The organism is Neisseria meningitidis (assembly GCF_022869645.1).
GTDB classification, from domain to species: Bacteria; Pseudomonadota; Gammaproteobacteria; order Burkholderiales; family Neisseriaceae; genus Neisseria; species Neisseria meningitidis.
Map to the genome: position 1 here is coordinate 94,235 of NZ_CP064367.1, position 18,717 is coordinate 112,951.

The following is an 18,717-nucleotide window of genomic DNA, read 5'->3' on the forward strand; positions in this document are numbered from 1 at the left end:
TCCTTTTATGGGGATTTCCCGCATCAGGGCGGTATTCGGGGCGAATCCCGCTTCAGACGGCATTGCCGGTCAAGGCTTGTCCGAAGGAGGATGTCCCTGTTCTTTGGCGGGCGGGAGGAAAAGTATGCAGGGATTGCTTTTAATCTGATTCCAAAAACTCTTAATCAGATTGCGGATGCTGCCGATTTTCGTGCCGCGCGAGCGCAGGGCGACGAAGAGGGCGAGGCTGAAGCTGACGCAGAGGTTGACCAGGCCGATGGCGAGGACGCTGAAAATGCCGAGTACGAACGTGCCCAAACCGACGTTGCCGCTGACGGCGGCATAGCCGAGGTTGGCGGAGGAAAAGGCGACGTGGCGGATGTCCAGCGGCAGCCCGAGGAGGTGTCCGAAATAGCCGGTCATACCCAAGAGCATCCCGAAGATGAAGTTGCCTGCCAGTGAGCCGTAGTGTTTGTGGATGTAGGCGGCGAGGACGCGGCGGGGTCCGGGGCGCATTATTTTACGCAGCAAGGGGTTGAAGGGCAGGCGTTGGCGCAGGTTGAGGTAGTCGGCGCGGTTGTCGAAGAAGCCTGCGATGATGCCGGAGCAGAACAGCCACAGACCTGCAATGGCGGCATACCACAGCGTCGGGTAAGCGATGATGTCTATGGATTTGAACTGGTAGGCGGCGGTGTGGACATCGAGTATGGGCTGTTGGTGCAGATGGGCATAGCCGAACGATATGGCGCACGCCAAAAGGATGGCGATGGAAACGTTGCCGAAGACGGCGACACTTTGGGAGCGGCATACGTCGATGAGGAGCTTGGCGAGTTTGTTGTCCACCGCTTTGCCGCCTTCGTTGAGGTCGACCTGTTCGGCAAAGCTGGCGGCAGTCATCGCGGGCTGTTTGGTGGCGACGGTGCAGTGCAGCATATGGATGATCATAAAGCCGATGCCGTAGTTGAACCCAGCCGACAAGGAAGTCAGGAAGGGGCTGAGGCCGAGTGTGCCGATGCGGATTTTGAGCAGCGCCATCAGGGCGATGATGATGCCGCCGCCTGCCGCCGAGTAGAACATTTTGAAATATTCTTTGCGGTTGCGGGTGATGTAGTGTTCGCCGTGGTGGCTTTTGTTTTCGGTAATGCTGCGGGCGAGCATACGGATGCTGCTGCGGCGCAGGTGGCGGGTGCTGTATTGTTCGACCGCCGCGTAGATGAGGGAGTTCATCAGCGCGATGGTCAGGCGGTTGCTGTTGCCGGCACCGGTTTGGATGTCGGTGAGCAGCTTTAGACGGTCTACGGTCTGCCGGAGCCGTTCGAGCAGGTGGGCGACTTTGACCGACGAACCGGAGCCGGCGCCCGTCCCTTTGCGGCGCAAATAGTCAATCTGGCTGAAACATTGGTCGAACATCACTTCGAGGTGGGCGGTGTCGTAAGGCGTGGTGCCGTTGCGGTAGTGTTCGACCAGTTTGGCGGTTTCGCGTTGGAGGGCGACGAAGGAAGAATCGGCTTCCAGCAGGCGCGGGGCGATGCGGATGAGGTCGGGTTCGATGGCTTCGGATGCCGTCCAGACAGACAGCATTTCGATGGCGCGCAAACGCGCATCGGCAAGGCGGATGCCCGCCGTCTGCAATTTGGACGGCTCGGCGTGGCTCCGGATGAGTTCGTATAAAACCAGCCATTGGCGGATATTGAGCGTTTGCAGCCATTTGTCGTCGTTTTCGGAATGGAAAAGATAAAGGAAGACTTCGCCCAAGTTGGCAAAATCTTTATATGACGGGCTGAAGCGTTCGTAGATGCGTATGCCCATTTCCCGGGCAAAGCTGTAGCGCGAGAAGATGCCGAGTTTGATGAGTGCCGGATAAATGTGTATTTGCGCGAGCCAGATGTAAAAACACCGGCTGAAGCGGGACAGTAATTCCCTGTCTTGTTTGAATGTGTCGATAATCAGGTCGAAACGTTCCCCCGCACATTTTTTGCCGCCACGGCGCAAAAATTTAATCAGTGCGTTGAGGACGTTGACAAAATCGGTATGTCCCAAGCTTTCCGAAAGCAGGGGGCGCAGGTTTTGAGGGGTAATTTTCTTCATATCAGCCATTGTACCGCATCGGCAATCCGGCGTTAAACGCCCCGATAGCGGGGAGGGCGCGCCTGCGGTGGGCGGCGCATTTTCCGCCGGTTTGAAATCAAACTATATTAATGATATAATAAATATCGATAAATCAATCTGATAGAATAATCCGTATTGATTTTTAATTTTTTCGATTATAACAATTTCGGCCGGTTTGTGCATTTCGTCATCCGGAAGCCGGTATTTTACCGGCAGGTTTTGACCGCTTTGCCCGATGACCGGGTTTGTCTGTTTTTAACAAAGGAGTGAGAAGGTTTGTCCCTGTCTGAATTTATAGAACGCCGAACGTCATTTAATCCGATGGTTATTTTGACGACTTTGTTTTTTGTGTGTGTTTTGGTGGTATTGGTTTTAACCGTGCCGGATCAGGTGCAGATGTGGCTCGATCGGGCAAAAGAAGTCATTTTTACCGAGTTCAGCTGGTTTTATGTTTTAACGTTTTCCATTTTTCTGGGTTTCCTGCTGATACTCTCGGTCAGCAGTTTGGGAAACATCAGGCTCGGACGGGATGAAGATGTGCCGGAATTCGGCTTCCTGTCGTGGCTGGCGATGCTGTTTGCGGCCGGGATGGGCGTGGGTCTGATGTTTTTCGGCGTGGCAGAGCCGTTGATGCATTATTTTTCGGACATTACGGCCGGCACGCCGGAACACAGGCAGCAGCAGGCATTGCTGCACACGGTGTTCCATTGGGGCGTTCACGCTTGGTCGGTGTACGGTACGATTGCATTGGCTTTGGCTTATTTCGGTTTCCGCTACAAGCTGCCGCTTGCCCTGCGTTCTTGTTTTTACCCCCTGTTGAAAGAAAAAATTTCCGGAAGGTTCGGCGATGCCATTGATATTATGGCGTTGCTTGCTACTTTTTTCGGCATCATCACCACATTGGGGTTCGGGGCTTCGCAACTGGGCGCCGGATTGCAGGAAATAGGCTGGATTGCCGAAAACAGCTTCAGCGTGCAGGTTTTGATTATCGCCGCCGTCATGTCCCTCGCCGTCGTTTCGGCAATATCCGGCGTGGGGAAGGGTGTGAAGGTGTTGAGCGAGTTGAACCTGGGTCTTGCGTTTTTGCTGCTGTTTTTTGTTTTGGCGGCGGGTCCCACTGTTTACCTGTTGTCGGCATTCGGCGACAACATAGGGAACTACCTCGGAAATCTGGTGCGCCTCAGTTTTAAAACTTATGCGTACGAACGGGAACACAAGCCGTGGTTTGAATCTTGGACGGTGCTTTATTGGGCGTGGTGGTGTTCTTGGGCGCCGTTTGTGGGTTTGTTTATCGCGCGCATTTCAAAGGGGCGCACCATCCGCGAGTTTGTCTTCGGGGTTTTGCTCATCCCCGGCCTGTTCGGCGTTTTGTGGTTTACCGTCTTCGGCAATACGGCGATTTGGCTGAATGACGGGGTTGCGGGGGGAGTGCTCGAAAAGATGACCTCCTCTCCGGAAACGCTGCTTTTTAAATTCTTTAATTACCTCCCCCTGCCCGAATTGACGAGCATCGTCAGCCTGCTGGTCATTTCTCTGTTTTTTGTAACTTCTGCCGATTCCGGGATTTATGTCCTGAACAATATTACCTCTCGGGACAAAGGCTTGAGCGCGCCACGGTGGCAGGCGGTTATGTGGGGCGTGCTGATGTCTGCCGTTGCCGTTTTGCTGATGCGCTCGGGCGGACTCGGCAACCTGCAGTCTATGACCCTGATTGTTTCCCTGCTGTTTGCCCTGCTGATGCTGATAATGTGTTTCAGCCTGTGGAAAGGATTGAGTGCGGATAAGAAATATTTTGAGACCCGGGTTAACCCTACCAGTGTATTTTGGACGGGCGGCAAGTGGAAAGAACGGCTGGTGCAGATAATGAGCCAGACGCAGGAGCAGGATATTTTAAAATTCCTCAAACATACCGCATCGCCCGCTATGCACGAGTTACAACGGGAGCTTTCGGAAGAATACGGCTTGAGCGTCCGGGTCGATAAGATGTTTCATCAGGACGAGCCCGCAATCGAGTTCGTCATTCGGAAAGAGACGATGCGCGATTTTATGTACGGGATTAAGTCTGTCGGGCAGGATGTATCCGACCAGTTGATTAACGACGGCAAGCTGCCGCATATCCGGCATCAGACAACTTACAAACCCTACGCTTATTTTTTCGACGGGCGCGTCGGGTACGATGTGCAGTATATGAACAAGGACGAGCTGATTGCCGACATTTTGAAAAACTACGAACGTTATTTGATGTTGTTGGATGATGTCGGTCAGGAACTGATGGCGCACGAGCAGGTGGAATTGGCAGAGTAAATATCCTCGCTCCGGCGTTTGCCAAAAAAATGCGGTGAAGCAGATTCACCGCATTTTTTTTGCCGGACGGGGCTTCGGACGGCACGGCGTTCATTTGTTTCCGTCAAACTGCTCCTTCAACACCCGTTTCAATACCTTGCCCGTAGCGTTGCGCGGCAGCCCGTCTTTAAAGTGGATTTGTTTGGGGATTTTGAAATTTGCCAGCACGGTACGCAGGTGGCGGCGGATTTCGTTCTCGCCCAAATCCATACCTTCCTTCAATTGGACGAAGGCGACGATTTCCTCGTCGGCATAACGGTCTTTCACGCCGATGACGGCGGCGGCTTCGACGGCATCGAGTTTGTAGATTTCTTCTTCGATTTCGCGCGGATAGACATTTTGACCTTTGGAAATAATCAAATCTTTTTTGCGGTCGACGATAAAGATAAAGCCGTCTTCGTCTATGGTAACGAAATCGCCCGTTTTCAACCAGCCGTTGACGATGGTTTCATCGGTGGCGGCAGGCATATTGAGGTAGCCCCGCATCACCGAACCGCCCCTGACGATCAGTTCGCCCACTTCGCCGCGCGGCACTTCGACCAATTCTTCATCGACGGCTTTGACTTCCAAACCGGGCAGGGGGATGCCGACGCTGCGGGCTTTTTGCCTCTCGGGCGTATTGACGGCGACGACGGGCGAGGCTTCGCTCAGTCCGTAGCCTTCCAGCAATTTGGCGCGGGGGAACTTGGCTTTGAAATCGAGGATGGTTTGTTCCGCCAAAGGTGCTCCGCCGCTGATAAACAGGCGGATGCGGTTGAACCATCTGAAATACCAAGGGATTTTCGTCTTGCTCATCGCGGTGTAAATCGCGGGCACGCCCAAAAACACGGTCGCGCGTTTGAGCAGTGCCTGTTTCAAAACGTTGGAAAAGGGGAAAACGGATTTGACCAAAATAATCGAACACGCCATATAAATCGGCAGCAGCACCATAGCCGTCAGCGTGAAGCTGTGGAACATCGGCAGGAAAACGATAAAGCGGTCGCGCTTGGAGATTTTAAAGATGCGTTCGATGCCGTTCAGGTTGGCGAACAGGTTGGCGTAGCTGATTAGCGCACCTTTGGGATGCCCCGTCGTGCCGGAGGTGTAGATGATGTGTGCCAAATCATTTATCCGGGGTTGGCGGCCCAAGTCGGGTTTTTCGGGGAAGCGGCGCACGTCTTCAAAAAAGGCATCGCCTTCCGCCATTTCGCCGTCCGGACGGCTTTGGCCCGTCCAAATGATTTTTTCGACGGGCGTTTGCGCCTTCAAGCCCGCCAATTCTTTTGACAGGCCGGCCGAGGCGAACAGGAAGCGCGCCTTGCAGTCGTTCAGGATATACGCGTATTCGCTGTTTTTCAAAAATGTGTTCATCGGTACGGCAACCGCGCCGATGGCGGATACGGCGAAATAGGCGGTAATAAATTCCGTGGAATTGGAAACCGCCAGCGCGACCGTGTCGCCGAACTTCACGCCGATATTTTGCAGATACGCCGCAACGGCTTCGGCTTCCTGCTTGAGCGCGCGGTAGGCGGTTTTTTCCTTGCCGTCGAACACTGCCGTGCCGTTGCCGTTTTTGCGGCAGGCGGCGGTCAGCATTTCGTAGAAATTGGCATAAGTCCGGTTCATGAAACTTCCTTTATGGTTGCGGACGGAGAACGCCCTCATTTGAAAACAATATGCCGACGGATTCGCATTTGAAGTGCAACTTTCCCTAACAGAAAAAGGCCAGTATGCGGTAGCATACGGCCTTTCCTGCAAGAAAGATTGCCATGAGCTACACGCAACTGACCCAAGGCGAACGATACCACATCCAATACCTGTTTCGCCACTGCACCGTCACCGAAATCGCCAAACAGCTGAACCGCCACAAAAGCACCATCAGCCGCGAAATCAGACGGCACCGCACCCAAGGGCAGCAATACAGCGCCGAAAAAGCCCAGCGGCAAAGCCGGACTATCAAACAGCGTAAGCGACAACCCTATAAGCTCGATTCGCAGCTGATTCAGCACATCGACACCCTTATCCGCCGCAAACTCAGTCCCGAACAAGTATGCGCCTACCTGCGCAAACACCACCAGATCACGCTCCACCACAGCACCATTTACCGCTACCTTCGCCAAGACAAAAGCAACGGCAGCACGTTGTGGCAACATCTCAGAATATGCAGCAAACCCTACCGCAAACGCTACGGCAGCACATGGACCAGAGGCAAAGTACCCAACCGTGTCGGCATAGAAAACCGACCCGCTATCGTCGACCAAAAATCCCGTATCGGCGATTGGGAAGCCGACACCATTGTCGGCAAAGGACAGAAAAGCGCATTATTGACCTTGGTCGAACGCGTTACCCGCTACACCATCATCTGCAAATTGGATAGCCTCAAGGCCGAAGACACTGCCCGGGCAGCTGTTAGGGCATTAAAGGCACATAAAGACAGGGTGCACACCATTACCATGGATAACGGCAAAGAGTTCTACCAACACACCAAAATAACCAAAGCATTGAAAGCGGAGACTTATTTTTGTCGCCCTTACCATTCTTGGGAGAAAGGGCTGAATGAGAACACCAACGGACTCATCCGGCAATACTTCCCCAAACAAACCGATTTCCGTAACATCAGTGATCGGGAGATACGCAGGGTTCAAGATGAGTTGAACCACCGACCAAGAAAAACACTTGGCTACGAAACGCCAAGTGTTTTATTCTTGAATCTGTTCCAACCACTAATACACTAGTGTTGCACTTGAAATCCGAATCCAAGGCCGTCTGAAAACGGAAGGCGGCAGTTTATCATCTTTGCCTTCAGACGGCATATCAAACGCCGCCTTTGCGCCGTATGCCGGAGGTTCGCCCCCGTCCTTCCGATGCTTGAGGCGAATGCCGGTTGCGTCCGGCAAACCGTGCGCGGGGTGGCTATGCCGTCTGAAGCAATATGAAGGTATGCGTTTCAGACGGCATCCCCCTGTTGCGGAAATACCGTCCGCCTCCTGTCCGATTATTGCCTGATTGCAGCGGAGCGGACGAGTTCTTCGAGGCTGTCGGCGAGCATTTCCGCCGACCGTTGGTAGCCTTTGGCGGAAAAGTGTACGCCGTCTTTGGCGGCCCATCCGTGGTTGAGCCAGTTTTTCATGCTGCAAACGCCGCCCATCGCGTTTTGCCAAGACCAGAACATCGTCTGCCCCTGACGGGCGATGCGCCGCTGCATCTGTTGGACTTCGGTCAGGCGGACGGGGCGTGTGCCGCATACGCCGAGCGTGTTTTTCAGGGATTCGGGCGCGCCGATGATGAGGATGCCGGCGGCAGGTAGGCTGTCGCGGATTTGGCGGACGGTATCCAGCCATTTCTGTTCGGTATCGGCAATGTCGATGTTGTCGCCGAAGGCTTCGTTGGTACCGTAGGCAAGGATGACTAGATCGGCGCCGGTTTGGGCAAGGTCGTTCATACGGTCGGCACGCCATTTCGACCACTGGGTTAATTGTGCGCCGTTGATGCCCATCGCGGAAACGGTAATGCCGCCGGCGGGATTTTCGATGTTGATGAAGCCGATGTCCCACGGCATTTCGGTGTGTATGGTCAGGGGCAGTGCCGCGCCCGTATCCAGTACCTGCCAGCCGCCGCCGTTGGCGGAGACGGTGTTGCCGTTGACGGTCAGGGTTTGTTCGGCAAGCAGGGGTTTGGCAAACAGGGAAACGCGCTGCTTGCTTGCTATGCCGTCCGATGCGGTCAGGGTCATGCTGCCGCCGCTGCCGGTGTGGGCGAGGATGCCGCCGAGCGGGAAGTCTCCGGTGTTGTTCCTGCTGGTGAGGCTTTGCCAGTTACCGTTGTGCCGGACGGCCGCCATGCGCTGCCCTTTGACGTTGGCGGGGTAAACCCAGCCTATGCCGCCGTCGCCCCAAGTTTTTTGTAGGCGTTTGCGCAGGCTGTCGGTAAAGAAGTCGCCGGCGGTATGCGAGTCGCCGATTTGCAGGATACGGAAGGTCTCGCCGCTGCCTTGTGCGACGGATTGGAGTTTTTTCATCCAAGGCGAGGCGGAGGCGTTGCCGTAGTCGGTCAGCAGCCCGTTTGTATCGGTGTAGGGGGCGGACGGGGAAACGGTAACGGTGTCGAGGCTGACTGAGGCGACAGGTAGGGCTTCTGCCTGCGTGGCGGCGAATAGGGCGGAAAATGCGATGAGGTGTTTGGGGTTCATGGCTGTGTACTTGATGGTTGCGTACTTGGTTCAAAAACGATTTTTTCCATTATTTTTGCCGCCAGCAGTTTTTGTCCTTCGGCGGTAAAGTGTATGCCGTCCTTGCTGCGGTAGCGGACGGGTTTGCCGTTGACGTTGACGGAGTCGGTGTAGCGGTCTTTCCCGCCGCTCAGGGTGTGCGCGGTGGGAATCAGGATGATTTTGCCTTTCAAATATTCCGAAAGCAGTTTGTCTAGGTAGCGCATCTGTCCGTCGAGCTTGGCTTTTTTCATGTAGGGGATGCCGAGCCAGACGACTTGGACGTAGTGCGTGTGTGCGGCTTCAAGGATGCGGTCGACGCGTTTCAGGTATTCTTGCGCCCATTCGTCGGAAGCGAATTTGAGGTAGCGTTTGCCAACGGGGAAATCCCACGGGTCGTTCGGACCGAGGAAGACGGCGAGCACGCTGATTTCGGGATGTTTTTTCAGGGTTTCTTCAATCGTTTTCGGCCAGTCGAAGAATGAGGGGTAGGACAGCCCCGTGCTTTGTTTGCTGAGGTTGACGGATTCGATGCCGTATTGCTGTTTCAGGCTTTTTTGCACGAAGGGTGCAACGCCCTGCATCAGCGAGTCGCCGGCGAAAAAGACTTTGTCCCCTGTTCGGACGGCGGCGGCTTCGGTGTTTTGTTTCCATTCTGTTTCGCCAGTTTGAGGGGCGGTTTCGGGTGCGGCGGCTTCAGACGGCATATCTGCCGAACCGCCGTCTTGAGCCGTCGGCGGCGTTTCGCCGGACAGGAAGGCTTTGATGCCGTCTGAAAGGGCGTAGGCGTTTTCTTGCAATGCCGCACCGCTCCGCCACCATCCGTAGGCGGCAAGCGGTTCGAGCGGGCTGTTGCGGTGGTAGGTCTGCTGCCAGTAGGCGTTGATGGGGTTTTGGCTGAACCACACGGCAATCAGGGCAGACATCAGTATGGAGGCGAAAAGGGAAAGAAAGTTTTTCATGTCCAAACCCTTAAAAATTGGCATAAATAAAGCCGGGTATCCCCGAGGGGGCCAATACGATAATCAGCAGCAGGACGGCGGAAACGGGGATAAACCACAGCCACATCGGGATTTTTTCCAAACCTTTGACCGCGCCGTCGAAAGCGCGTTGCAGGTAAGGGTAGAGCAGCATGGCGGATGCAAACGAGGCAAGCAGCAGCATGTCTGCCTGTTGCGGCGCATTCCAGCCGTTGGTATTAGCAAAGAGGGCACTGAAAACTGCGCCTGCATCGTCGGGGTTTGCGGTATTGAAGACGACGAAGGTCAGGCAGACAAAATGGAAGGTGATGAGCCACGAGAGCGGTGCGAGGTATTTCAGACGGCATAGTGCGTTGCGTCCGAAATAGCGGTCGCCCGTGTTGAGCAGCACCAGTGCCGTGCCGTGCAGCGCGCCCCAAATGAGGAAATTCCAGCCGTAGCCGTGCCAGATGCCTGAGAGTACCATCGCCGCCATCAGGTTGAACTGTGTCCGCAAAAAGCCTTTTTTGCTGCCGCCCAAGGGGATGTAGATGTAGTCGCGTATCCAGGTGGAAAGGCTGATGTGCCATTTGTCCCAAAATGCGCGGATGTTTAAAGCACGAAGCGGTGCGGAGAAGTTTTTAGGCAGCCTAAAGCCCAGCAGCATTGCCATGCCGATAACCAAATCGGAATATCCGGAAAAGTCTAAAAAGAGTTGGAAGGTATAGCCGTACACGCCCGCCAATACGCTCCAGCCGTCGAATTGGGCGGGGTTTTCAAATACGGGCGACACCCAGTTTTCCGCCAGCATCCCCGCCAGCCACCATTTTTTGGCAATGCCCAGAAGAATCAGGGAAACGGCGAGTGCGGGGCGGACGGGCGAACGCGGTTGGCGGGTACGGATTTGCGCCAGTGCGCCCGCCTGCTCGCCGTCCGCGCTTTTGAATGCGGCGGCGCGGATAATCGGGCCGGAGGTAACGGTGGGGAAAAAACTCAGGTGCAGCAGCAGCTCGTGCCAGCTGAAACGCGCGGCGTGCGGGGCGCGGAAGCAGTAAACCAAATAGGCGAGCGACTGGAAGGTGTAATAGGAAAGCCCCAGCGGCATCAGGATGTCGATTGCGCCGCCTTGTCCGGCATATTGGGCAATCATCGGGCGGAAAAAGTCGAAATATTTGAAAAAGCCCAAGACGGTCAGCGAGGCGGCAATGCCGCACCCCAGCCAGAAACGGCGCGTATTTTCGCGATCGGAACGGAGCAGTTCGCCCAAAAGGTACACGCAGGAGGAATAAAGGACGACGATTGCCGCAAATACGGGGCTGATATGGTAGAGCCAGCCCATACCGGCAGCCAAAAGCAGCAGGTTTTGGACGGACGGGTATTTCGCCAAGCCCCAGTAAATCGGCAGGAAGGCGAGAAAGAACAGTGCGAACTCGACAGACAGCAGCGGCATAAACCATCCTTGGAACAAAAAAATAGGCGTTAAAACACGGCAAAGCCCGTTATTTTAAGCAGGGGCGGATATTTCTTCAATCAAAATGCCGTCTGAAGGGCAGGAGGGGCTTCAGACGGCATCGCGCGGTCAGGTTCGGATATGGCGGTTCAAATTCAGGCAGACCCACAAACCTGCCGCCGCCGTCAGCATACCGGCAATGCCGATACGGGAAATGCCGACATATTGCGTTACCCAATGTCCCAACAGTGCGCCGCTGCCGATACCGACGTTGTATAGTGGATTAACAAAAATCAGGACAAGGCAACGAAGCCGCAGACAGTACAAATAGTACGGAACCGATTCACTTGGTGCTTCAGCACCTTAGAGAATCGTTCTCTTTGAGCTAAGGCGAGGCAACGACGTACTGGTTTTTGTTAATCCACTATAAATGCGCCGATTGCCAAGGCGATGATGCTCAACCAGGGTTTTTGCGAAGCGTTCATTTTTGTTGTCCTGATGGGAATTGCCGCCATTATGCGCAAGCGTCAGTATTTTTCCAAACCGCCGCACCGTTTCCGTGTTTGCCCAGGTTCACGCTCCGACTTACAATAACGCCCGTCAGAATGCAGTACCAACGAAAGGAAAAATCATGGAAACCCTCCTTCTCGACATCGGCGGCATGAACTGCGGCGGCTGCGTTAAAAGCGTTACCCGGATATTGGAAAGCGTCAAAGGCGTGGCAAGCGTCGAAGTCAGCCTTGAAAACAAAAGTGCGACCGTCGGATACGATCCCGCGCAAACCGATGCAGGGGCGTTGATTGAAGCCGTTGAAGACGGCGGCTATGATGCCGCGTTGAAATAAAGCGGCAAAAATGCCGTCTGAAGCCTTCGCGCCTCCCCGATGCCGTCTGAAGTACGCTCCGCGCCTTCAGATGGCATTTGATTTAGTTGAACGGGTAGGATGAATTGGTTAAACTTGCGGGCAATAGTGCCTTCAGACAAACAAAATATGCCGAACAAAAAGAATAAAGCCGCCTTTGCGCGCACTGTAACGAAAAACGGTGCGCCGGACGTGTCCGACATCAAAAATTCATATGATGATTTGATGTACGAATCCGGCGCATTCTCTCAAACCGCCATCAATAATTTGGAGGCGCGCGCCCGCCTGATGGGCTTGCAGCCCGCGCCCGCCGCCAATGCCAAGGTCTTGGAGCTGGGCTGTTCGATGGGCGGAAACATCATCACGCAGGCACTTTATTACCCGGATGCGGAATTTACCGGTATCGACCTGTCCGGCAGGCAGGTTGCACAGGGCAACGCCATCATTGAAAAAATGGGCTTGAAAAATGTGCGTCTGGAAGAAAAAGATATTTTGACCGTCGATGAATCATTCGGGAAGTTCGACTATATCATCGTCCACGGCATTTGGTCGTGGGTGCCTGACGCAGTTAAAGACAAAATTTTTTCGATTTGCCGGAACAACCTGACCGAACACGGCATTGCCTATATTTCATACAATGTTTACCCGGGCTGGAAACGGCAGGAGCAGTTGCGCGAAATTATGTACTTTGCCGGCAGGGATGTGCTTGAAGAACCCTTGGAAGCGCGGACGCGGAAAGGCTTGGACGCGCTCAAGGCGCTGGCGGAAATTTTGGAAAACGACAAGGGCTTGGACGGCGGCGGCAAACTTCCGGCGATTCAAAAAATATTGAATCATAATTTTTATTACATCGCACACGAATATATGGAGGCGTTTAACGACCCGATTTACGTCAACGGCTTCATCGAATGGGCTAATCGCCACAGGCTCGCATATATCGGGGATACCGATTTGCACGCGTCTTTTGTTTCTTGGATGGCGGAGCATACGCGGGAGCGGATTCTGGCATTGGCAGGGGGCGATTATATTGCCAAAGAATTTTACAGCGATATTTTATCCGACCGCCAATTCCGCCGTTCGCTTTTATGCCGTGAGGAAGTCGGGGATACTGTCAGGCGTGACGAGTCGGTTGCCGTCGAAGTGATAGAAAGTTTGAATTTCCGCCCGGCAAGAGGAGAAACAATCGACTTTGATGAAAACGATACCCTGCTTTCGGGCATACGCGATGTGATGAAAACCGGAGAGGCGTTTAAAACGGAAGATGTTGCGGAAAATCTCGCCCGCCGATTTCCCGGTCTGGAATTTGACCGCATGAAAATCAATTCCCAGCTTTTATTGCAAACCATTCTCGGGCGTTTTTCTGTTTCATCAGACAATGCGGGCAAACCATTTTTTGAAGACCATAAAACCTATGTGCCGGCGCGTTTTACAGATTATGCCGCCGCCTTTGTGGAACACGGCGCGGAAGCGTTTGTCCAGCCTGCCAACCGTTACAACGAAAGCACCCCCTCATTCGGGTACGGGCATTTGTACATTATGCGGCAATTGTCGCGGCCGACGAGCAAACAGGCATTGATTGAAACGGTTGCCGAAAACTTGAACATCGTCAGCACCACGCCCGACGGTTTGACATTCCATCCGCCTGCCGAAGTGTATGTGGAAGAAATATTGGCAGACTTGGCAGACAGGCATTTTCTCGTTTCGGCGGATTGACGGGCAAGTCCCGACGGCAATCCGTCCGATATATTTTCAAACAGGAAAAACACACACTGCGAAAAGCGGTACACGACATATATGAACCAGACATTTACCTTGCCCGATACGCGCCCGTATCCCCAAAATCCGATTAAGAACCACCTGCTGCTCAATGCCTACCAGTTGGCGCATAATTCTTCCCAGGCTTCGCGCAAACTCTCGTCCGGCCAACTTCAAACCGAAATCAGGGGAATGCTTGAGCAAAACCACTATATCAACCTTTCCCTCGCGCTGACGATGTCGCCCGATGCCGGAACTTATGCCGCGCTGCTTTCCAGTGTGAACGCGGTACTCGATTGCGAGAAAGAAGGCGAAGTGCAGTGGTTCGCCCTGCCGGTCGTGCTGGTGTCCGGCTGCAAGAAAGAACGGGCAATCGAGATGAAGCTGCCGACGGAGGCATTGTTTGCCTGCCTGCAAAACTATCCGCACCTGCGCGTTTTGACGCAAGAGACGCAATGGCTGCCTTATCTTGTGCATTCGTCCGATTTGAGTGCGGTCGCGCCGGATGAGTGGTGGCGTGCCAAACAAAATACCGAAGCGGCGGCGCAACACTTACGCCGTTTCGCCCCGCGCCCTTTGCTGTTGCCCGAAGGGCAGTCCGTCCACGTCGTTTACGCGCTGGGTTTCGGCAGCGGCAAGGTTCAGACGGCATTGGGTCAGAACCTTCTTCAGGCAGGCCTGCCCTTAATGCAGGTATGGCAGGAAAATCTTGCATCGGAAGGCGTTACGCTGTTTGCCAATCCACTTTCCCCGGATTCTCCGGTACGCGCGCTTTCAGACGGCAGCCACACGCGCCAGCGTATGGCGATGGATGTGTTTGCGGCAAACGCGATACGCGCCGTCCGTATGCAGAGTCCGCGCGTCGGCGTGGTCGCTGCGGCAAAGGCGGGCGGACAGGTTTTATTCGGGTTTAATGCGACCGACGGCGCGTTTGAAGTCGTGCCGCAGGTGTTTTCGTGGCAGCTTTCCTTTACCGACAATATTGGCGTTGTTCAGCAAAATTTTTTGGATTTAATGGCAGAATGCCGCGTGGAACACGTTTACCTGTTGCATAATGCCTTGGGCGAACAGGAAAACATCCCGAGCTATGCGGAAGCATTGAAACGGGAAGGGCACAATCCGTTTTTCAGCGCATAGTGATTTGTAGTAGTGATAGGCTTTCTCATTTCTATAATAAATCAAAATAAAGAGCACAACACTTTTTCATTCTGTGTTGTGCCTTGAGTGAAACGAAAGGATGAATTATAAATATGAAGATTGTAATTGCACCGGATTCGTTTAAGGAAAGCTTGACAGCTCAACAGGTAGCTGAAGCAATAAAAAGAGGCTTCCAACAATCGATAGCAGATGTGGAATGTCTCCTCTGTCCTGTCGGTGATGGGGGAGAAGGCACTGTAGATGCTATCCGACATTCTCTTGACCTAGAAGAAAAATGTCTCCAAGTGACAGGACCTTTTGGACAAAAAGAAGTCATGCGCTATTTTCAAAAAGAACAACTAGCCCTATTCGAAGTTGCTGATTTGGTTGGTCTTGGAAAAATCCCGCTAGAGAAACGAAATCCATTACAAATCCAAACTCGTGGTATTGGAGAATTGATTCGCCACCTCATTAGTCAAGAAATTAAAGAAATCTATATTGGCGTTGGCGGTACGGCCAGTAATGATGGAGGTATTGGGATTGCTGCTGGTTTAGGTTATCAATTTTATGATGAGGATGGAAATACCTTACCCGTTTGCGGTCAATCCTTACTAAACCTAGCTTCTGTTTCAACAGAAAATCGCTATGAAATTCCTGAAGATGTTCACATTCGTATTTTAGCAGATGTTGTGAGTCCCTTATGTGGACACCAAGGTGCGACCTATACGTTTGGCAAGCAAAAAGGGTTGGATTCTACTATGTTTGAGGCCGTAGATCAGGCAATACAAGATTTTTATGAAAAAGTCTCCCCTGCAACATTAAAACTTAAAGGAGCAGGAGCTGGTGGAGGCATCGCTGGTGGTTTGTGCGCCTTTGCTCAGGCAAGTATCGTATCTGGAATTGACACCTGCCTGGACTTGATTGACTTTGATAAGAAAGTGTCAGATGTTGACTTGGTTATCATTGGTGAAGGAAGACTAGATCGTCAAAGTTTAGCAGGGAAAGCGCCTATTGGTGTAGCAAAAAGAACCCCTGTCGGAGTTCCTGTTGTCGCTATTTGTGGCAGTCTCGTTGAAGATTTGCCTTCCCTGCCATTTGAAAATATCCAAGCTGCCTTTTCTATTTTGGAGAAAAGTGAACCTTTAGAAGATAGTTTGAAAAATGCCAGTCTCTATTTGGAGCATACGGCTTCTAATATTGGACACTTATTAAATATGCCTAAGATTTAGCCAAACCATTTCTTCCAGATGGATGTTTTGGCTGGTTCTGCCTTATGCGGTTACGATTAACCGACCGATGCCGTCTGAAAGGGTTTCCGCTTCAGACGGCATCGCGCCGGAACAGGGAGGGGATATGAAAAAACCGAAAATCCTTTTTGTCTGCCTCGGCAACATCTGCCGTTCGCCGATGGCGGAATACATTTTGCGCCGCCGCGCCGCCGAAGCGGGCATTCCCCTTGAAGCGGACAGCGCGGGGACATCGGGCTGGCACGACGGCGAAGATATGCACCGCGAGACGGCAAAGATATTGAAAAAACACGGTATCGATGCTTCAGGCTTTACCAGCCGCAAAATCCGCCAAAGCGATGCGGTGGCGTTTGACTGCATCATCGCGATGGACGGCAAGAATTTGTCCGAATTGGAAAGAACCTTCGGCAGGCGGTCGGAAAAAATATTCAAGCTGACCGACCTGATACCCGAAAGCGGTTACGACCATGTCCCCGATCCGTGGTACACGGGCGATTTTGAAGAAACCTTCAGGCTTGCGGATGCGGGCTGTCGGGCATTGTTGGAAAAGATTTCCAAATAAAGCAATTGAATACAAATATAAAACCGCCTCCTGCCGTATCGGTTGTTCAGACGGCATAAACAGGGAATTTATGAAAACAAATTTCAAACAGAAAATTATCGAACAGGCACGCAGCGAAGGCTTGCAGGTAACCGCTTTGCGCGAGCAGGTATTAGATATTGTCTTGCAGCAAAGCGGCGTGATTAAAGCCTACAACGTCTTGTCGCAGATGCAGCAGCAAAGCGAGGGCGTGCTTGCACCGCCTACCGCCTACCGCGCCCTTGATTTTTGGGCGGAGCAGGGCGTTTTGCACAAAGTGGCGGCGGTCAACGGCTATATTTTGTGCAGCCACGCGCAGCACGAGTGCGACGACCATTGCCACGACCACGAAGAAGCCGAAGCGCACCACAGCGCGTTTATTTTGGTCTGCACCGAATGCGGCACGGCGGACGAGCAAACCCTCAGCCACGAGTGGGCGGCACTGCGCGCAGGCGTTGCCGAAAGCGGCTTTGCGCTGAAAGAAGAACACGTTGTTTTAACTGGGATTTGTAAAAAATGTCAGAAGTGAAAAAAACCAAAGTCCACCTGATTTCAGGTTTTCTGGGAACAGGCAAAACCACTGCGCTCAAAAGCCTGATGGCGCAAAAAGACCCGAACGAAAAATGGGTCATCATCGTCAACGAGTTCGGCGAAATCGGTATTGACGGCGCGGTATTGAGCGACAACGGCATCCCTGTGGCAGAAATCGCCGGCGGCTGTTTGTGTTGCACCGCCGGCCCGCAAATGGGCGTAACCGTGCAGAAAATGCTGCGCGACGCCAAGCCCGACCGCCTGATGATTGAAGCAAGCGGACTGGCTCACGCAGCCAGCGTCATCGACGAACTCAAAGCCAAACCGCTGGACAGCCTTTTGGAAATCGGCGCCGTCTTTACCGTCGTCAATCCGCGCCAGTTCATCAACCCCGATTACGCGCAACAGGCGTTGTATAAAGACCAAATCGGCATCTGCGACGTATTGGTCGCCAGCAAAACCGATTTATGCACCACCGAACAGCTTGCCGAATTTCACGACAAAGCGGCAAAACTGTTCCCGCCCAAAGCCAAAGTGGTCGAAGTCCAAAACGCACAACTCGACATCCGGTGGCTCGATATTCCCGTCATCGAAAAATCACGCTACCGCCTCAAAGCCCTGCCGGACAACACCATGGGCTTCCAGTCGCAAGGTTTCACATTCCCCGCCGGACGCGATTTCGACGGCGAAAAGCTGACCAACTTTTTCAACGACCTGCCCAAAATGACCGAAGGACTCGTCCGCGCCAAAGGCGTGTTTCAAGTATTGGGAACGTGGGTGTGGCTCAACTGGGTAGACGGACAGTGGGGCGCGAACCAAGTCTCATGGCGGCGCGATTCGCGTTTTGAATTGATTGCCAAATCGTTTGATGCGGATTTAATCGAACAAAAGCTCAAAGACGCATTGGAATAGCGTTCACGCGCTTTCAGACGGCATATGAAATGAAAATGCCGTCTGAAGGCTTTAGGAGGACGGGATGAAACCCAAATTCAAAACCGTTTTAACCGCGCTGCTTTTGGCGGTTTCCCTGCCGTCTATGGCGGCAACCCATGTTTTGATGGAAACCGATATGGGCAATATCCGTTTGGTTTTGGACGAGTCCAAAGCCCCCAAAACCGTTGCTAATTTCGTGCGCTATGCCCGAAAAGGCTTTTACGACAATACGATTTTTCACCGCGTCATCGGCGGCTTCGTTATCCAAGGCGGCGGATTTACCGAGGACTTGGCACAAAAGGCAAGCGATAAGGCCGTTGCCAACGAATCCGGCAACGGCTTGAAAAACACTGTCGGCACCATCGCCATGGCGCGGACGGCCGATCCGGATTCCGCCACCAGCCAATTCTTTATCAATCTGGCGGACAATGATTCACTCAACTACAAAAACGGACAATACGGCTATACCGTTTTCGGCAGGGTCGAAAGCGGCATGAACACCGTTTCCAAAATCGCCCGCGTCAAAACCGCCACGCGCGGCTTTTATCAAAACGTACCCGTACAGCCCGTCAAAATCCGTCGCGTTGTTGTCGGGCAGTAACACGCAGACAGACGTTCAGACGGCGTCGCCCGTTTCCCAAAAAAC

General features: G+C 53.2%; 16 protein-coding genes and 1 pseudogene. 11 read left to right on the forward strand and 6 right to left on the reverse strand.

Going from position 1 to position 18,717, the window contains the following annotated elements:
* Nucleotides 1–69 precede the first annotated feature (69 nt).
* The gene (locus IUJ45_RS00415; RefSeq protein ID WP_082308595.1) at nucleotides 70–2,076 is read right to left on the reverse strand and encodes a site-specific recombinase; all 2,007 of its coding nucleotides are present in this window, start codon (nucleotides 2,074–2,076) and stop codon (nucleotides 70–72) included.
* Nucleotides 2,077–2,364: 288 nt separating this feature from the next.
* On the opposite strand from IUJ45_RS00415, the gene IUJ45_RS00420 reads away from it, so the two are divergent.
* On the forward strand, nucleotides 2,365–4,392 hold the full coding sequence (locus IUJ45_RS00420; protein WP_082308596.1) for a BCCT family transporter: 2,028 nt from the start codon (nucleotides 2,365–2,367) through the stop codon (nucleotides 4,390–4,392).
* 90 nt (nucleotides 4,393–4,482) lie between these two features.
* Here IUJ45_RS00420 and IUJ45_RS00425 read toward each other — a convergent pair whose 3' ends face one another.
* Nucleotides 4,483–6,036: a fatty acid--CoA ligase gene (locus tag IUJ45_RS00425; protein ID WP_002246243.1), complete on the reverse strand. Its 1,554-nt coding sequence runs from the start codon at nucleotides 6,034–6,036 to the stop codon at nucleotides 4,483–4,485.
* A 143-nt stretch (nucleotides 6,037–6,179) separates the two neighbouring features.
* On the opposite strand from IUJ45_RS00425, the gene IUJ45_RS00430 reads away from it, so the two are divergent.
* Entirely contained in the window at nucleotides 6,180–7,145 is a 966-nt protein-coding gene (locus IUJ45_RS00430; RefSeq protein WP_002246325.1) for an IS30-like element IS1655 family transposase, read from the forward strand.
* A gap of 260 nt (nucleotides 7,146–7,405) precedes the next feature.
* Here IUJ45_RS00430 and IUJ45_RS00435 read toward each other — a convergent pair whose 3' ends face one another.
* The 4 genes and pseudogenes from IUJ45_RS00435 to IUJ45_RS00450 form a co-directional block, all read right to left on the reverse strand.
* Entirely contained in the window at nucleotides 7,406–8,599 is a 1,194-nt protein-coding gene (locus IUJ45_RS00435; RefSeq protein WP_002246241.1) for an SGNH/GDSL hydrolase family protein, read from the reverse strand.
* On the reverse strand, nucleotides 8,596–9,579 hold the full coding sequence (patB, locus tag IUJ45_RS00440; RefSeq protein ID WP_002246240.1) for a peptidoglycan O-acetyltransferase PatB: 984 nt from the start codon (nucleotides 9,577–9,579) through the stop codon (nucleotides 8,596–8,598). Before patB ends, IUJ45_RS00435 begins: the two co-directional genes overlap by 4 nt.
* A gap of 10 nt (nucleotides 9,580–9,589) precedes the next feature.
* Nucleotides 9,590–11,026 (reverse strand): MBOAT family O-acyltransferase, encoded by a 1,437-nt coding sequence (locus tag IUJ45_RS00445; protein WP_082308597.1) that lies wholly within the window; start codon nucleotides 11,024–11,026, stop codon nucleotides 9,590–9,592.
* Nucleotides 11,027–11,155: 129 nt separating this feature from the next.
* Nucleotides 11,156–11,305, reverse strand: a pseudogene (locus tag IUJ45_RS00450) (sugar transporter); the annotation flags it as partial.
* Between the two features lie 171 nt (nucleotides 11,306–11,476).
* Here IUJ45_RS00450 and IUJ45_RS00455 point away from each other — a divergent pair.
* The 9 genes from IUJ45_RS00455 (at nucleotide 11,477) to IUJ45_RS00495 (ending at nucleotide 18,672) form a co-directional block, all read left to right on the forward strand.
* Nucleotides 11,477–11,620, forward strand: a complete 144-nt coding sequence (locus IUJ45_RS00455; RefSeq protein WP_033911062.1) for a hypothetical protein — start codon at nucleotides 11,477–11,479, stop codon at nucleotides 11,618–11,620.
* Nucleotides 11,621–11,657: 37 nt separating this feature from the next.
* Nucleotides 11,658–11,870, forward strand: coding sequence for a heavy-metal-associated domain-containing protein (locus IUJ45_RS00460; RefSeq protein ID WP_002246238.1), 213 nt, complete (start codon nucleotides 11,658–11,660; stop codon nucleotides 11,868–11,870).
* A gap of 147 nt (nucleotides 11,871–12,017) precedes the next feature.
* On the forward strand, nucleotides 12,018–13,601 hold the full coding sequence (locus tag IUJ45_RS00465) for a class I SAM-dependent methyltransferase (protein WP_167459866.1): 1,584 nt from the start codon (nucleotides 12,018–12,020) through the stop codon (nucleotides 13,599–13,601).
* An 81-nt stretch (nucleotides 13,602–13,682) separates the two neighbouring features.
* The gene (locus IUJ45_RS00470; RefSeq protein WP_002249377.1) at nucleotides 13,683–14,780 is read left to right on the forward strand and encodes a hypothetical protein; all 1,098 of its coding nucleotides are present in this window, start codon (nucleotides 13,683–13,685) and stop codon (nucleotides 14,778–14,780) included.
* Between the two features lie 113 nt (nucleotides 14,781–14,893).
* Nucleotides 14,894–16,009 carry a glycerate kinase gene (locus IUJ45_RS00475; RefSeq protein ID WP_002213413.1) on the forward strand — a complete coding sequence of 372 codons (1,116 nt, stop codon included), beginning with the start codon at nucleotides 14,894–14,896 and terminating at the stop codon, nucleotides 16,007–16,009.
* 124 nt (nucleotides 16,010–16,133) lie between these two features.
* Nucleotides 16,134–16,589, forward strand: coding sequence for a low molecular weight protein-tyrosine-phosphatase (locus tag IUJ45_RS00480; RefSeq protein WP_002233939.1), 456 nt, complete (start codon nucleotides 16,134–16,136; stop codon nucleotides 16,587–16,589).
* A 70-nt stretch (nucleotides 16,590–16,659) separates the two neighbouring features.
* Nucleotides 16,660–17,136, forward strand: coding sequence for a Fur family transcriptional regulator (locus tag IUJ45_RS00485; RefSeq protein WP_002217097.1), 477 nt, complete (start codon nucleotides 16,660–16,662; stop codon nucleotides 17,134–17,136).
* Entirely contained in the window at nucleotides 17,124–18,050 is a 927-nt protein-coding gene (locus IUJ45_RS00490) for a CobW family GTP-binding protein (protein WP_002232543.1), read from the forward strand. Before IUJ45_RS00485 ends, IUJ45_RS00490 begins: the two co-directional genes overlap by 13 nt.
* Before the next feature lie 64 nt (nucleotides 18,051–18,114).
* On the forward strand, nucleotides 18,115–18,672 hold the full coding sequence (locus IUJ45_RS00495; RefSeq protein WP_002249376.1) for a peptidylprolyl isomerase: 558 nt from the start codon (nucleotides 18,115–18,117) through the stop codon (nucleotides 18,670–18,672).
* The last annotated feature ends 45 nt before the right edge of the window (nucleotides 18,673–18,717 follow it).

Coding starts and splice junctions, on each gene's coding strand:
- IUJ45_RS00415 (WP_082308595.1), bottom strand. CDS start 2,076: ATGGCTGATATGAAGAAAATTACCCCTCAAAACCTGCGCCCCCTGCTT.
- IUJ45_RS00425 (WP_002246243.1), bottom strand. CDS start 6,036: ATGAACCGGACTTATGCCAATTTCTACGAAATGCTGACCGCCGCCTGC.
- IUJ45_RS00430 (WP_002246325.1), top strand. CDS start 6,180: ATGAGCTACACGCAACTGACCCAAGGCGAACGATACCACATCCAATAC.
- IUJ45_RS00435 (WP_002246241.1), bottom strand. CDS start 8,599: ATGAACCCCAAACACCTCATCGCATTTTCCGCCCTATTCGCCGCCACG.
- patB (WP_002246240.1), bottom strand. CDS start 9,579: ATGAAAAACTTTCTTTCCCTTTTCGCCTCCATACTGATGTCTGCCCTG.
- IUJ45_RS00445 (WP_082308597.1), bottom strand. CDS start 11,026: ATGCCGCTGCTGTCTGTCGAGTTCGCACTGTTCTTTCTCGCCTTCCTG.
- IUJ45_RS00455 (WP_033911062.1), top strand. CDS start 11,477: ATGATGCTCAACCAGGGTTTTTGCGAAGCGTTCATTTTTGTTGTCCTG.
- IUJ45_RS00460 (WP_002246238.1), top strand. CDS start 11,658: ATGGAAACCCTCCTTCTCGACATCGGCGGCATGAACTGCGGCGGCTGC.
- IUJ45_RS00465 (WP_167459866.1), top strand. CDS start 12,018: ATGCCGAACAAAAAGAATAAAGCCGCCTTTGCGCGCACTGTAACGAAA.
- IUJ45_RS00470 (WP_002249377.1), top strand. CDS start 13,683: ATGAACCAGACATTTACCTTGCCCGATACGCGCCCGTATCCCCAAAAT.
- IUJ45_RS00475 (WP_002213413.1), top strand. CDS start 14,894: ATGAAGATTGTAATTGCACCGGATTCGTTTAAGGAAAGCTTGACAGCT.
- IUJ45_RS00480 (WP_002233939.1), top strand. CDS start 16,134: ATGAAAAAACCGAAAATCCTTTTTGTCTGCCTCGGCAACATCTGCCGT.
- IUJ45_RS00485 (WP_002217097.1), top strand. CDS start 16,660: ATGAAAACAAATTTCAAACAGAAAATTATCGAACAGGCACGCAGCGAA.
- IUJ45_RS00490 (WP_002232543.1), top strand. CDS start 17,124: ATGTCAGAAGTGAAAAAAACCAAAGTCCACCTGATTTCAGGTTTTCTG.
- IUJ45_RS00495 (WP_002249376.1), top strand. CDS start 18,115: ATGAAACCCAAATTCAAAACCGTTTTAACCGCGCTGCTTTTGGCGGTT.